Here is a 14,091-nt window from a genome sequence, read left to right as displayed (position 1 = left end):
CCTCAGCGTTGCGCGCTGACCTGCTCGGCCACCCGCACGGCCAACTGCCGCGCGGTGTCTTCGTCGGCCGCTTCCACCATCACCCGCACGACTTGCTCGGTTCCCGACGGGCGCAGCAGGATTCGACCAGTGTCGCCGAGTTCGGCTTCCACCTCGGCAACGGCGGTGCGGACAGACGGCGCGTCGGCGACGGTCGCCTTGTCCGCAACCGCGACGTTGATCAGAACCTGAGGCAGCGTGCGCATCGGCTCGGCGAGCGCTGCGAGCGGGGTGCGCGTCTGCGCCATCCGCGACATCAACCGCAACCCGGTGACGATGCCGTCGCCGGTCGTGCCCCACGCCGGCATCACGATGTGGCCCGACTGTTCACCGCCGAGCGAATATCCTCCGGCGCGCAGTTCCTCGAGGACATAACGGTCCCCCACGCTCGTCGTGCGTACCTCGACCCCGGCCGTGCGCATCGCCAGGTGCAGGCCGAGGTTGCTCATCACCGTCGCCACCAAGGTGTTCGACGCCAGCTCCCCACTCTCCTGCATGGCGAGGGCGAGGATGACCATGATCGCGTCGCCGTCGATCACGCGCCCATGCGCGTCGACGGCGAGGCACCGGTCAGCGTCACCGTCGTGCGCGAGGCCCAGGTCGGCTCCATACGACACCACGGCGGATCGCAGGATCTCCATGTGCGTCGAGCCGCAGCGCTCGTTGATGTTCAGCCCGTCGGGGTCGGCATTGATCGTGATGACGTTGGCGCCCGCGGCGCGGTAGGCCTGTGGCGCGGCTGCCCAGGCGGCACCGTTAGCGCAGTCGACGACGACGGTGAGCTGGTCCAACCTGGTCGTCACGGCCTTGCTGACATGCCGCAGATACCGGTCGAGGGCGTCCGCGGCGTCCACCACCCGACCGATCCGGGCGCCAGTGGGCCGGTTTCCGGGCCCCTGGTGCACCAGTTCCTCGATCCGGTCCTCGGTGGCGTCGTCCAGCTTGTGGCCGCCGGGGCCGAAGATCTTGATGCCGTTGTCGGGCATCGGGTTGTGCGAAGCGCTGATCATGACGCCGAAGTCCGCGTCGTAAGCGCTGGTCAGATATGCGACAGCCGGGGTCGGCAGTACCCCGACGCGCAGCGCATCGACGCCTTCGCTGGTCAGTCCCGCGATGACGGCGGCCTCGAGCATTTCACCGCTGGCCCGCGGGTCGCGGCCGACGACGGCCACCCGCCTGGCGTGCCCACCGGCGGTGGCCAACCGTTGCGCCGCCGCCGAACCGAGGGCCAGAGCCAGTTCGGCGGTCAGATCCTGGTTGGCGACGCCGCGCACTCCGTCGGTGCCGAACAGTCGAGCCATGCCGACAAACTTCTCATAATTGGCCGCTTCAGGGCCAACCGCGCCTGTCGCCGGCCGTGCCGTCGCCGAATCGGTACCCAGACGCGACTCACCGCCCGCATCCGGGGCGATGCGGGCGGTGAGCCACCGATCGGGTTCTGAGGGTCAGCCTCCGAGGATGCCGAGAATCTGATTCAGCAGGTCGATGATCGGCTGCAGCGGGTTCGGCGGCACGGGCAGTCCACCGGCCAACGAGCACAGCAGCGAGCCGAGCAGACCGCCACCCGGATCCGCGGTGATGTTGAGAACCACCTGGTTCAAGTCCACGATCAGGCCGAGCAACTCAAGGTGCAGGGGCCCCAGCACCAGGTTGAGCACATCACAGACGGCCTGCTGGCTCGCGAAGCGGACCTGGTCCTGGCCATTTCCGGTCGTCGCCGATGACGGCTGCGCTTCTGCGCCAGGTGCCGAGATCTCGTTAACGGGCATCGAGAAATTCGAGATGTTCACATCTTGGGCGGCGCCCCGGTCACCCGGTTGATTTCCCGGTTGCGGTTGCCCGGGCGAGACCAGCTTGCCGATCAGCTGACCAGTCAACGCGATGCCGGTGTTCGACGAGGTCGCCCCGTTTTCGTCGGCCGTGGCCGGTCCGTCTTGTTGGGTGACTTCCTTGGCGGCGGTGGCTACGAACTGCCCATTGAACTTGGTCCCGTCCGGGCCGGTCCCCTGCACCTGGACGACGTTCTTCTTACCCACGCCCGGCGGCTGCGCCGCAGCAGTTCCGCTGCCGGTCAACCCCCCCACCAGCACCAACATTGCGGCGCTCACCAAAACGGTGAGCAAACGCGTGATGTGAGTTTTCATGATCACTCCATTCTTTGGTTCAGGAAGCAGCGACCCGGCTCCCCGACCCGGCCCCCGACTGCTCCTGACATCACGCCGGTGGCGGCAACTGACCGCCCTGCGTAGCATCCGTGCTCCCACCGCGGTGGTTAACTCGTGGACAGCAAGCTAAACGGCAATACCCGAAAAAATTTTCGGCTCCGTAAGTTAAGCGAAGCAGCCTAATTAGCTGCGCCGTCAATAGATTGACGCTTGTCCCACGACCGAGCACATGTAGGCGCTCTCGCAAAGGTTTACCGACACAGCAAAAAAATTGGGTCGCCGGTGCACGCCGATTGGCATCCCGAAACGACTCACCGCCCGCATCCGGTCGGATGCGGGGGTGAGGGTGCGCTCTTAGCTGCCGCTGTTCTCAGCGGCCGGGGCCGTCGGCGAGGTCGTCGGTGCCTCGGACGTCGGGGTTGCCTCCTGCTGCTCGGCCTGGCCCGGCGCGTTCTCCGAGTGGCTGGGGCCGTTCTGCTGGATCGTGACGGTGCCGAGGTTGTTCGTACACGCCGTCTTCTCGGTGCCCTCGGTGTCGGTGGTCTGAATACAAAAACCGCCGGTGTGCGGCGCACATCCGGCGGTTTCTGCGAATCGATCAGCGCTTGCTGTACTGGGGCGCCTTACGGGCCTTCTTCAGGCCGTACTTCTTGCGCTCGATGGCGCGCGGGTCGCGGGTCAGGAAGCCGGCCTTTTTCAGTGCCGGCCGGTCCTCGGGCTGCACCAGAATCAGGGCCCTGGCGATCGCCAGACGCAACGCGCCTGCCTGACCGGAGGGGCCGCCACCGTCGAGGTGGGCGTAGATGTCGAAGCTCTCCAGCCGATCGACGGTGACCAGCGGAGCCTTGATGAGCTGCTGGTGGACCTTGTTCGGAAAGTAGTCCTCGAGGCTGCGGCCGTCGAGGTTGAACTGGCCTGTCCCCGGAACCAGGCGAACCCGGACGACGGCTTCTTTGCGACGGCCGACGGTCTGGATGGGGCGGTCGATGAAGACGGGCTCGCGGGGCGTCGCCTCAGCGGCGGCCTCGGTCACGGCATCAGTGCTTTCATCGGTCGTCTCAACTGGCTGAGTCACTGCGCCACCTGCTTGATCTCGTACGGAATGGGCTGCTGGGCGGTGTGCGGATGCTCCGGCCCGACATAGACGCGCAGCTTCTTCTTCACCTGACGGCCCAGCTTGGTGTGGGGGATCATGCCGAGGATCGCCCGCTCGACGACGCGGTCGGCGTGCTTTTCCATCTCCTCACCGAGCGAGCGCTTGCGCAGACCGCCGGGGTAACCCGAGTGGCGGTAGAAAAACGTGCGGTCCGCCTTGTTACCGGCGATGGCGATCTTCTCGGCGTTGATGATGATGACGAAATCGCCACCATCGACATTCGGCGTGTATGTCGGCTTGTGCTTGCCGCGCAGCAGATTGGCTGCTGCAACGGCGAGCCGGCCGAGCACCACGTCGGTGGCGTCGATGACGTACCACGAACGTGTGGTGTCACCCGCCTTCGGCGTGTACGTAGGCACAGCGCTACCTCTCCTCTATCGGGTTTCCTGTCCCGGTGGCCCGGGGGCCGGTCAGGCGCATCCGGTGGGGTTGATCTCGGCGACCGACGTTGACCCGAGGACCCGTGCTTACCGCACGCCAACGAGGCAGCTTACCCGGGCGCTTCGCCGCAGGTCAAAACGGTGCATCGGCCCGAACTCCGAGGTTGGGACCCAAAGCCGTGACGAAACATAGGGAAACCCCTGATTCATTTTCGTTTCCTGGCCCTTCGCGTCGTCGCGGGGGTTACAGCAAACCGGCTGTCTCGCATCCGGAAACACAAGATCTCAATGGAGTGAAAATGATTCGTGGCTTGATCGTTGCCGCATTCGTGGTCGCGGCAACCGCCGCAGGCGCCGCCACCGCGTCCGCGGACACGTACTACAAGAACTGCTCCGCTGCGCGCGAGGCCGGCGTGACACCGATCCTGCAGGGTCAGGACGGCTACGCCGAGCACCTGGACCGCGACGGCGACGGCATCGCCTGCGAGTAGTCGACGGTGTTGCGCCACCGTGGCCGCTCTCCTCGACCACGGTGGCGCTCACCGTGCGGTCGCCTGGCTCCCCTCCAGTCGGACCGCACGAGTCTCTTTCAGTCAGGCGCCCCACGCTCCTGCGGCACTGCGGTCGGTGGCGGCAACGTCGTCGGCGCCGTCGCGAACCGCGTTGCCGAGGCTGAACAGAATCTCGTTCAGCGCGCCTGCCGCTTGTTCCCACCGGGCCTGTTCGAGTCGGTACGCCTCGGCCGCCTGGCGGGTCCACACCTGCTGAAGCGGCGCGATGTGCGCACGCAGCTCCTCGAGGGCGCCGTTCAGCCGGGCAGATGTGGCGTGGATCTCCTGCCTGACGGTGTATTCGATCTCGTCGAAGTTGTACGACAACACGTGGTCCATCACGGCTCCTCTACAGGTTGTTGGCCACCGCGTCGATGCGGTGCGAATGGCTCTCGTTGGCTTCCCGAAGGGTCTGCTGGTTGAGCCGGATGGTCTCGGCGATCCTCTGTAGCGAGGCATGTAGCTTCAGCGACTCGGCATTCCATCGGTCGACGACGTCGCGGAAGCGGGCCGCCGCGACGCCGCCCCAGACCGACAGTGGCACGGCGCTCATCCGCCCGATGAACGACTGCAGCATCGCGCGGATCTCCTCGTTGCGCGCGTCGGTCTGGCCGGCAACCGCGGCCATCAGGTCGAAATCGGTGGTGAGCGAACCGCCTTGCGGTGTCGTCATGGGGATCCTCTCCTTCAGGTTTCTGACTGGTACGACGCACCGGGTGTCGGTCCGGTTCCACTGAATTCAGGAAATCGCGTGGGCGGATCTGATCGCCTGGTCGCAGACCTCGCGGACCGTGGACTCGCGACCCGGTGCGCTCTGGCAGCCGATGGCGATGCGGACACCGTCATCGACCAGAACGGTCCATGCGACGTGATGGTCGGCGCGCAGTTCCCGGTAGGTGACGCCTGCTCGTCCGGCCGGCGCGCCGGTTGGGTTGAAGTCGACGAAGACGTCGTCGGGCTCACCTGCCAGGGCGCTTCGCAACGCGGCCGCAGTCTGGGCGAGGTCCGCGTGCGGCGGGCCCACCGACTGGGTGAGGTGAAGCGCGACGTCGGCGTCTGACGGCGAGGCGATCTGTGCGCGAGCCGAGCCCGGGCCGGACGTGATGTGCCGCACCGACCACGCCGCGGGCACCGTCACCTGAACTCGGCCCTCCACCAGCAGGGTTGGTGCGACGTGCTGTTCCCGGTCGCCGTCACCACTCAGGCCGAGTCCGCCGCATATCGCTATCGTCGATGCGACGACTATGGTCAGCACCGTCGCTCGTCGTGGCTGGTGCGGCTCGCTGTCGGCGGTGACGGCATCGGGCGCGGGAGGTTCGGCTTCTGGTCGACGAACTGCGTCTTCGTGGGCGAAGCGGACCTCAATACCGTTGCCGCGCAACTCTTCAGCGATCATGTCGGGCAGCGGTCCGAGGCCAGCCGGGGCGTCGATCAGCACCGGCCCCGCGCATCCGACCGCTGCGACCACTCTGTTCGCCACTTCGTCGTCGACATTGGCGATGACGACGGCGGTGGCGGCGAGACGGGTGACAACCACCAACTCCGCGGCGATCTCGACGACGGTTGCGCGAATCTGCCGCTGGAGCACCGCGGTGCGCCCGATCACCTCGACGCTGGTCGCCGTCGTCGCTTCGCGTACGCGATCGATCCGTGCGCTCGGCCACCACGTCGGGCATACGAGGACAACATGGTCGGCGCCGCCCACCGCGGCTGCCATCAGCTGGGACCAGAGTTCGCGCGCGGGCACCGCCGCTTCGCCGACCAGTGCGAGATCGTCGTCGATGGCTTCCAGCGCCGACGAGACCAGTTCGCGATCAAGCGGATTGGCTCCGCGTATCGAAGCCGGTCCGACCTCGACGAGGGTGCGGCTCATGGCGGATCCACCCAGCCGACCTGGATCAGACGTTCACCTTCGCCGCGCGTGATCAGCGTGGCGCGCCCCGGCGGCATCGACGAGGGCCGGACCGAGCCCATCAGCACACCGTCGTCCGCGCTTGCGCTCATCATGACGCCGAGGCACCCGATCTCCCGCATCCTGGCGACAAGTGGGTCGAACATCGCCCGCGCGGCACCTCCCGATCGGCGAGCGACGATGACATGCAGGCCGAGGTCGGCGGCGTGCGGCAGGAAGTCGGCAAGCGGGGTCAGTGGATTGCCAGTCGATCCGGCCACCAGGTCGTAATCATCGACGACGAGGAATATTTCAGGCCCGGACCACCACGATCGGTCGCGCAACTGCTGTTGTGTCACGTCTTCGCCGGGCATGCGCGCCTCGAGCATCCCGAGGAGCTTGGGAATCCTCGCGGTCAGCGCAACCGGCGATGCGGCGTACCCGGCGAGGTGCTCGGTTTCCACGACGCCGAGCAGAGAGCGCCGGAAATCTACGATCTCGAGGCGCACCTGGTCGACGCGGTGAGTCCGGACGATTTCGTGACACACCACGCGTAGCAGAGATGTCTTGCCACAGCCGCCTTCCCCGAGGACCAGCATGTTCATCTGCTCGGCGAAATCGACAGTCACAGGGGCCAACTCGTGCTCGTCGAGACCGAGGACCATCGTCTCGGCCGGTTGCACGCCGTGTGCGACCAACTCGGGATGTCGCACGAGCGCGGGAAGCAGCTGGATGCGCGGGGCGGAGCGGCCGCGCCACTGCTGTCGGTGCCGCTCGACGGTTGCGGCCAACGCTTCGCCGAGCCCCTCGGTGCTGGGCACACCGTCGAAGCGCGGCAGCGCGATCATCATCTCGCGCCCGTCGGCGGTGATACCCCGCCCCGGAGGGCAGTCGGTCAGCGACCGGGCGCGGCGGCGGTCCATCTCCGACTCGGCCGGGTCGCCGAGTCGCAGTTCAATGCGCGTCGCGATCTGATCCTTCAACGCGGGCCGCAGTTCGGGCCACCGCGAGGCGGTGATCACCACGTGCACGCCGAACGCGAGTCCCTGCCCGGCTATCGCGGTGATCGGCATCTCCAAGTGTTCGAGCTCACGACGCAGGTGAGCCCATCCGTCGACGACGAGGAAGACGTCGCCGTGAGGGTCGCCGGCCGCAGCGGGATCCTGCGCAGCGCGACGGGCGCGATACTCGGTCATCGACCCGATTCCCATTGTCCGGAAGAGCTTTTCCCTCGACCGGATCAGTGATTCGATGACGGCGACCGTGCGTCGGCACAGGTCCGTATCGGATCGACCGGACACCGCGCCGACGTGCGGCAGCTCCGCGAGGCGCGTGAGCGCCCCACCCCCGAAATCGATTATGTACAGCGAGATGTCTTCGGGGCTGTGTGCCTCCGCGAGGGCCAGCATCAGCGTTTGCAGGGCCGTCGACTTGCCCGATTGAGGAGCGCCGACGATGGCGACGTTCCCCGCGGCCGTCTGCGCGACGAGTAGATCGCGGCGTTGTTCGAACGGAATGTCCACCAGACCCATCGGGATACTGAGCGGATCTTTCGCCCTTGTCGACATGACCAGGTCGAGCGTCGGAGGCGCGGTGAGCGGCTCCAGCCACACCCGGTGTGCGGCGGTTCCTCGGTCCGCGACTCGATCCAACACCGCGTCGAGGACGGCCGGCGCATGTTCGGCATGCTCGTCATGGTCCGTCGGCGGTCTGGCGGTGAAGATCATCGGCGCCGCAATGTCGCTCCCGACTTCGGTGTTCGGTCGAGGACAGGGTCCGGAGACGAACGCCGTCTGGAACCGGATCAGGTCCCCGGCGGCCGTCTTCAGCAGAGCCGCGCCCGGCCTGCCGGGCAGCGTGTGCGCGTCGGGCACACCCAGTACGGCCCGGGACTCACCGGCGGAGAATGTCTTGAGGCAGATGCGATAGGACAGGTGGGTGTCCAGACCGCGGAGTCTGCCCTCGTCGAGTCGTTGACTGGCCAACAGCAGGTGGATGCCCAACGACCGGCCCAGCCTGCCGATCGCGACGAACAACTCGGCGAAGTCGGGATGCTGGGCGAGCAGCTCGGAGAACTCGTCGACGACGATGAACAGCGCGGGCAGCGGCGGCAGTCGAGCGCCGCGTGACCGAGCCCTGGCGTAGTCCGCGATGTTGACGAAATTGCCTGCCGCGCGGAGTAACTCCTGCCTGCGGTGGATCTCCCCGGCCAGCGCGTCACTCATCCTGGCCACGAGGTGCGCTTCGCCTGCCAGGTTGGTGATCACGGCCGCGACGTGTCGTGACCGTTCCAAGCCGAGAAACGTCGCTCCGCCCTTGAAGTCGACGAGGATGAAGTTGAGCACCTCTGGCGGGTGTGTCGTGATCATGCCGAGCACCAGTGTGCGCAGTAGTTCGGATTTTCCGGATCCCGTTGCGCCGACGCAGAGACCGTGGGGGCCGATGCCGCTGCGGGCGGCCTCGTTGATGTCGATCAGAACCGGCGTGCCGTCGTCTGCGACGCCGATGGGTACCGGCCGCACATGTCGGGTTTGGGACCACACGTTTTCAGGCGTCAGCCGGTTCGGTTGGTCGATGCCCATCAGGTCGAGCCAGCCCCGGACCGCCGACATGCGGTGCGTTCCACCGGCGGGTGCGGCGTCGGACCCGTTGGCCGCCAACTGTCGCGCACACATCGTGGCCTGCGTCAGGGTCAGCGAGTCCGGCTCGCAAACCGTCTCACGGCGGTCACCGATGCGCACGGTCAGGTGCTCGCCGTCGACACGCAGACACGGCACGGATCCAACCGGGTCGGCTCCGATCGCGAGGATCGTGGCGCCGCTCGTCTCCGTCACGACCTCGCCGGTCCGGCGTCCCTCCGCGACCACCACGAGGTGCCTACCGGCAGCACCGCCCCTGGTGCGGGATGAATGCTCATGGTGCGGCAACCATTTGAGCCAATCCCACTCGTGTGACGTTTCCAGATCCGTGACCGTCGTTATCGCCACCTGGCGAGGATCGTGGTGTGTCGCGAGTTGGCACACCATCGCTCGCACGAGACCGCGCGCGGAATCGTCATCGCCGCACACCGCGATGACACCATGATCCCGGAGCGCGACCGCGATCGGCGATCGCGGCACGACCGAGCGCTGCCGAATCAGCGTGTGCACCGCGGACACTGTCACTGGATCCCGATCGGCGACCGCACCGAGATCCGGCTCCACCAACGGCGTGCACAACGTCTGCTCACCGACACCGACCCGGACGCAGCAGAAGTCGTCATCGTCGGGGTCCGGTCGCGCCGTTCGCCGGCTGCCCGCCGATGCCCACAACAACTCGGGTGCCGGGTGGCGCGAATACAGTTGGCGGCGTTGCTCGACGGCCGTGACCACGACCTCCTCGTCGATACCGTCGAGATAGCGCAGATAGCTCCGCCGATTGCGGTCGATCTCGGCGGCTCGGTCCGCCCCGCCGCGGGCTCCGTACAGCATCGTGCCGAGCACCGACATCACCATCATCACCGGAAAGAATGCGAACATCGGCGTGCGGTTCGCGCCGGCGCCTGAGGTGAAGTACACGGCCATCATGCCGACTGCTGCGACGAGCATGGCCAGCGGCAGCAGGCGCGCGAGGGGACTGGTCGAAGTCGCTTTCGGCAGCGCCGGTGGTGATTTCATCACGACGCCGAGCGTTTTCCGGGATGACTCCATCGAGAGATGGGACGCGGCCGGGATCCGTTCGGTTCCATCCACAGCCGACCAAACAAGTGTCGTGGACCCGTCGTCGGCGGCGTTACGGTGACCACACGGGCACCGTAGGGGGGATGCGATGGCTGGTTCAGGCTGCCGAGTCAGCATTCACGTCGATGGGGCGGATTCGGCCCAGACTGTGGATCTGGCGCTTCCCCGCCGGGCCTACCTGGGCGACATGCTTCCGTCGATCGTCGAGTTGGTTCAGCCCGATCATCGCGAAGCCGGAGCCCAAAGGCGGTGGCGGCTACACCGAATCGACGGATCAGCGCTGGACGAGTCACTCACGTTGCCCGACAACCAGGTCCGCGACGGAGAGGTGCTGTGGCTCAGCGCCGAGGACGTTTTTGACCCGGTCTTCGCCGACCGCGATGGCACCCGCACGGTGACCAGGCGGCAGCCCGCGACCGGCGGTGTTCCGCGCATGCTGTGCGTGGCCGGCAGCGTGGTCGCCGCGGGAATCGGCGGTATCGCGCTCTTATGGTCGGCCGGCCCAGCTGGCCGCACGCTTCCGATTCTGATCAGCGCCACACTGACCTGCGCCGCGGTCATCACCGCTGCCGTCGCCGGGCGTGCGCACTCGGAACCGTTGCTGTGCAACACCTTAAGCGTGATCGCGGTGATGATGGCGGCGGTGACGGGCGCCGTCGCGGTACCTGGCGGCCCGCTCGCCGCGCATCTGCTGCTTGCCTCATCGGCGGCGCTGGCCACCGCGGCGGTCTCGTTGCGCCTCAACGGTCGTGGTCTTGTGCCGCTCGCAGCGATCACCACCACGTCCCTGCTGTGCACCGCGGTCTCGGCGGCCTCGGTCGCATGGCGCCTCGGTGGGACGGCTTCGGGCGCGTTGCTCGCGGCACTGGCGCTGGCGACGCTGAGTCTGGCCCCGCGGCTGGCCATTGCGCTCAGCCGCATCGGCCCCGCCCCGCAGGACGACGACATGGATCGCCTTCCCGACGTTGTTGAGGAAAGCGAGGCGGAGCGCGCCCACGACCTGCTGACCGCGATGGTCGCCGGCGCATCGATCGCCGCGGCCATCGCCGCCGTGTCCGTTGGCTACGGTTCCTCCGAGGCGCGCGAGTTCTCCGTGCCGGCTGCGGCGTTCGACGGTGTCGCCGGTGCCGCGCTGTTACTGCGCACCCGTATTCATATCGGGACTGCGCGTCGCGCTGCGTTGGCAGCGAGCGGCTTCGTCGCGCTCACAGCGGCGTTCGTGATCCTCGCCGTAGCCCTTCGGCAGCACGCCCAGTGGTTGGGGGCTCTGGCCGCTGTCGCAGGCACCGCACTTCTGATCCCCCTCCTGCGCTTCACACCCGGCCTGGCGGCGCGCCGCGCTGCCGAGCTGGCCGAGTACGCGGCATTGGCGGCCGTGATACCGCTGGGCTGCTGGATCGCCGGCGTCTTCGGCCTCGTCCGCAACCTGGCGCTGACGTGACACTCCTCATTCGTGTCATCCTCGCCGCGGCATTCGCCTCGGCTCCGCTGATCGTCACGCCCAAGGCGGCCGCGATAACACCGCCGCGCGTCGATGATTCGCTGCTTCCCCACCCGCAATCGCCGGCACCGCCGAAACCCACCGAGCAGACGGATCCATGCACGATCGCACAGAAGGTCGCCCCCGGCGGCGACGCCGCCGGCCAACTGCACGACCTGGACCTTCGGTCTGTGTGGCAACTCACCAGGGGAGCCGGGCAGACCGTCGCGGTGATCGACACCGGTGTCTCGCGCCACCGCCTGTTGCCTCGCCTGGTGCCCGGCGGCGACTACGTGTCCAGCGGCGACGGCACCGACGATTGCGACGGCCACGGCACGATCGTCGCGGGGATCGTCGGCGCCGCACCGGATTCGGCTACCGCCGACGCGTTCAGCGGTATCGCACCCGAGGCCACGATCATCGCCATCCGCCAGTCGAGCACGAAGTTCAGCGCCGAAGATGCCAGGGGAACATCCGGTTTCGGCGACGTGGACACCCTCGCTCGCGCCGTGCGCACCGCGGCGGACATGGGCGCCACCGTGATCAACGTCTCGACCGTCGCATGTGTCCCCGTGGGCACGGCTTTGGACGACGGACCTCTGGGCGCCGCATTGGCGTATGCGGTCGACGTGAAGAACGTCGTGGTGGTGGCCGCCGCGGGCAATGCCGGCGCGCCGGGACTGTGTGAGCATCAGAATCCGGCCCGGCGGGGACGACCGGACTGGGACGACGTCAAAGCGGTGGTGAGCCCGGCCTGGTACGACGACTATGTCTTGACGGTCGGATCGATCGGACCGAGTGGTGCGCCTTCGGAGTTCACGTTGGCGGGTCCCTGGGTCGACGTCGCCGCTCCCGGGGAGCGGGTGGTGTCGCTGGATCGCGATGGCGACGGGTTCGTCGCGGCGCTACCCACATCGACCGGTGACAAGCCGCTCGCGGGAACCAGTTACGCCGCGCCCGTCATCAGCGGCATCGTCGCGCTGCTGCGGTCACGCTCGCCGCAGTTGACCGCCCGGGAGGTCATGCGCCGCATCGAAGACACCGCGCGGCACCCGGCGGGCGGCTGGAATCCGCTCGTCGGTCACGGCGTCGTCGACACCCTTGCCGCGGTCACCGGCGGCGCCACCTCCCCCGCCGATCCCGGCCACCCGACGGTAGTGCCACTGTCGCGACAGCAACCACCGGACGGACACGGGGCGCGTACCGCCACCCGCGGAACCGTCGTCTGCCTGGCGGTCGTCAGCGTCATCGCAATGACATTGTCGGTGAAGCGGTTACGTCGTCCCCACTCCTCGGCTCGCGACTGACGCGGCCTCGACGCTCAGCTCCGGCCCGCGCGGCAGTCTCGCCAGCAGCGGCCACGGTGCCGGCAGCGGATCGCCGGTCAGCCCGAGCCGCTCGGCCGTCTCTTGATCCCGGATGCCGAAGACCACCCCGGCGTCGTTCACCAGGAAAAGCGTCCCACTTCGTGCACCGTCACCAGTCACGCCTGCCGCTCGCACGTACACGCTGCGGCCCCCTCTCATCGCGAAGGCGTCGATTCGGGGCCCTTCGGCATCGGCGTGCGCCAGCTGCGCCGGCCGCAGCTCAGCGCTGTCGGGTATCGCGTCGCCCGCGCGGGTTTCCGTGACAACCGATTCGGAGGCCACTGACCACAGCCACCGCGCGCATACGACCGGATCGGTTGCGGCACCGGCACGTTCGGGGAACTGCCCGACGGCTAGCTCGTCCACCACAGGGACGGTGCCGATCGCGCCTGGCTCGACGGTGACGATCTCGTGTGCGGCCTGCGGCTGGGTGAACCGGATGAGATCGGCCGCCACCATGCCGATCCGCTGCACCCCCGTCCTCAGTACCACGTAGTGCTGCGACGACTCGGCATGCGGCACACGGATCACGGCGCCGACCCGCAGTCCGTGCAGCGGCGCCGGCGCGGGCGCTCCGGCGTCGTGGATGGCGGGCGCCGCGAGTTCGGGCACTTCCGGCACGGTGTCGAGCAAGGTGCGGGTGACCGGCCGCGGCGCAACGCCGTCGAGTTCGAGCGCACGTACCACGGCCGGATTACGCAGATCGACTCTCGCGCGCCGCCCGTCAAAGAGCAGATACGTCGTCGCCGCACCTTCCCCCGCCGCGCTCACCAGGACGCTGTCCGCCGCGACGCGCTTCTCGTCGGCGGGCCCCACCAACACCGTCGACATCGACGAATCATCCTCGCACACAAGCCATCCCGATTCGTCCTGCGTCAGCGGCGCGCCGATCATGTCAGGGGCGCCCGGGATGCCGAGCGACGCGCCTCTCGAGGCCCGGTCGACGGCCGACGCGCTGACGAGCCGGGGTTTGGCCGCCGAAGCGGTGATCAGCCAGGCCGACGCGAGGTTCGGGACCGGGTGCAGATTGTGGTCGATCCGCACGTAGAGGGCGCCGGTGTCGCGCACCATCACGATCGGGGCGTCACCGAGTCCGCCTCGGGGCTGCAGAAACGCCAGGACGGCGGCCACCCCGAGCCCGATGACCGCCAGGACCGAGCCGACCGACAACGAAAGTGCTTGCGCGCGCATCGGATCGTCGAGCATCTGCACGTCGCCGCGGACGAGGGCATGCTGCATGCGCCGCAGCAAGAAGCGGTGTCCGCTGGTCTGCAGTTTGGTGGTCGATCGCACCGTCATAACTCCCCCGCCGAAAGCCTAAGGCTTGCGGGGAGCTCCGACCG

General features: G+C 67.8%; 12 protein-coding genes. 3 read left to right on the top strand and 9 right to left on the bottom strand.

Annotation, left to right across the window (positions count from 1 at the left end; genetic code table 11):
- Positions 1-2: 2 nt before the first annotated feature.
- From glmM to rplM, 4 genes are all read right to left on the bottom strand, one after another.
- The gene (glmM, locus tag CEX87_RS02585; protein ID WP_064394307.1) at positions 3-1,340 is read right to left on the bottom strand and encodes a phosphoglucosamine mutase; all 1,338 of its coding nucleotides are present in this window, start codon (positions 1,338-1,340) and stop codon (positions 3-5) included.
- A 144-nt stretch (positions 1,341-1,484) separates the two neighbouring features.
- Entirely contained in the window at positions 1,485-2,183 is a 699-nt protein-coding gene (locus tag CEX87_RS27320; RefSeq protein ID WP_198957139.1) for a hypothetical protein, read from the bottom strand.
- 619 nt (positions 2,184-2,802) lie between these two features.
- On the bottom strand, positions 2,803-3,279 hold the full coding sequence (gene rpsI / locus CEX87_RS02575) for a 30S ribosomal protein S9 (protein WP_082694890.1): 477 nt from the start codon (positions 3,277-3,279) through the stop codon (positions 2,803-2,805).
- Positions 3,276-3,719 (bottom strand): 50S ribosomal protein L13, encoded by a 444-nt coding sequence (rplM, locus tag CEX87_RS02570; RefSeq protein WP_064394308.1) that lies wholly within the window; start codon positions 3,717-3,719, stop codon positions 3,276-3,278. The genes rpsI and rplM overlap by 4 nt, the downstream gene beginning before the upstream one ends.
- Positions 3,720-4,039: 320 nt before the next feature.
- Here rplM and CEX87_RS02565 point away from each other — a divergent pair, with 320 nt between their 5' ends.
- Positions 4,040-4,231 carry an excalibur calcium-binding domain-containing protein gene (locus CEX87_RS02565; protein ID WP_064394309.1) on the top strand — a complete coding sequence of 64 codons (192 nt, stop codon included), beginning with the start codon at positions 4,040-4,042 and terminating at the stop codon, positions 4,229-4,231.
- Positions 4,232-4,333: 102 nt separating this feature from the next.
- Here CEX87_RS02565 and CEX87_RS02560 read toward each other — a convergent pair whose 3' ends face one another.
- From CEX87_RS02560 to eccCa, 4 genes are all read right to left on the bottom strand, one after another.
- Positions 4,334-4,630: a WXG100 family type VII secretion target gene (locus CEX87_RS02560; protein WP_064394310.1), complete on the bottom strand. Its 297-nt coding sequence runs from the start codon at positions 4,628-4,630 to the stop codon at positions 4,334-4,336.
- Positions 4,631-4,640: 10 nt separating this feature from the next.
- Positions 4,641-4,964, bottom strand: coding sequence for a WXG100 family type VII secretion target (locus CEX87_RS02555; RefSeq protein ID WP_094285866.1), 324 nt, complete (start codon positions 4,962-4,964; stop codon positions 4,641-4,643).
- A gap of 66 nt (positions 4,965-5,030) precedes the next feature.
- The gene (locus tag CEX87_RS02550; RefSeq protein ID WP_094285864.1) at positions 5,031-6,164 is read right to left on the bottom strand and encodes a type VII secretion-associated protein; all 1,134 of its coding nucleotides are present in this window, start codon (positions 6,162-6,164) and stop codon (positions 5,031-5,033) included.
- Positions 6,161-9,838: a type VII secretion protein EccCa gene (eccCa, locus tag CEX87_RS02545; RefSeq protein WP_094286185.1), complete on the bottom strand. Its 3,678-nt coding sequence runs from the start codon at positions 9,836-9,838 to the stop codon at positions 6,161-6,163. Before eccCa ends, CEX87_RS02550 begins: the two co-directional genes overlap by 4 nt.
- Before the next feature lie 151 nt (positions 9,839-9,989).
- Between eccCa and eccD the strand changes: the two genes are divergently transcribed.
- Together eccD and mycP are read left to right on the top strand one after the other, a co-directional pair.
- Complete coding sequence (gene eccD / locus CEX87_RS02540; protein ID WP_094285862.1) at positions 9,990-11,342, top strand: type VII secretion integral membrane protein EccD; 1,353 nt, start codon at positions 9,990-9,992, stop codon at positions 11,340-11,342.
- Positions 11,339-12,688: a type VII secretion-associated serine protease mycosin gene (gene mycP, locus CEX87_RS02535; RefSeq protein ID WP_094285860.1), complete on the top strand. Its 1,350-nt coding sequence runs from the start codon at positions 11,339-11,341 to the stop codon at positions 12,686-12,688. The genes eccD and mycP overlap by 4 nt, the downstream gene beginning before the upstream one ends.
- Here the strand turns inward: mycP and eccB are convergent.
- Positions 12,656-14,047: a type VII secretion protein EccB gene (gene eccB / locus CEX87_RS02530; RefSeq protein WP_094285858.1), complete on the bottom strand. Its 1,392-nt coding sequence runs from the start codon at positions 14,045-14,047 to the stop codon at positions 12,656-12,658. The genes mycP and eccB overlap by 33 nt on opposite strands.
- Positions 14,048-14,091 lie beyond the last annotated feature (44 nt).

This window comes from Mycobacterium lehmannii (assembly GCF_002245535.1).
GTDB classification, from domain to species: Bacteria; Actinomycetota; Actinomycetes; order Mycobacteriales; family Mycobacteriaceae; genus Mycobacterium; species Mycobacterium lehmannii.
The sequence above is the reverse complement of the archived record's forward strand: the minus strand, read 5'-3'. Positions and strand labels throughout refer to the sequence as shown.

Coding starts and splice junctions, on each gene's coding strand:
- CEX87_RS02555 (WP_094285866.1), bottom strand. CDS start 4,964: ATGACGACACCGCAAGGCGGTTCGCTCACCACCGATTTCGACCTGATG.
- CEX87_RS02550 (WP_094285864.1), bottom strand. CDS start 6,164: ATGAGCCGCACCCTCGTCGAGGTCGGACCGGCTTCGATACGCGGAGCC.
- glmM (WP_064394307.1), bottom strand. CDS start 1,340: ATGGCTCGACTGTTCGGCACCGACGGAGTGCGCGGCGTCGCCAACCAG.
- CEX87_RS02560 (WP_064394310.1), bottom strand. CDS start 4,630: ATGGACCACGTGTTGTCGTACAACTTCGACGAGATCGAATACACCGTC.
- eccB (WP_094285858.1), bottom strand. CDS start 14,047: ATGACGGTGCGATCGACCACCAAACTGCAGACCAGCGGACACCGCTTC.
- CEX87_RS27320 (WP_198957139.1), bottom strand. CDS start 2,183: ATGAAAACTCACATCACGCGTTTGCTCACCGTTTTGGTGAGCGCCGCA.
- CEX87_RS02565 (WP_064394309.1), top strand. CDS start 4,040: ATGATTCGTGGCTTGATCGTTGCCGCATTCGTGGTCGCGGCAACCGCC.
- eccD (WP_094285862.1), top strand. CDS start 9,990: ATGGCTGGTTCAGGCTGCCGAGTCAGCATTCACGTCGATGGGGCGGAT.
- eccCa (WP_094286185.1), bottom strand. CDS start 9,838: ATGAAATCACCACCGGCGCTGCCGAAAGCGACTTCGACCAGTCCCCTC.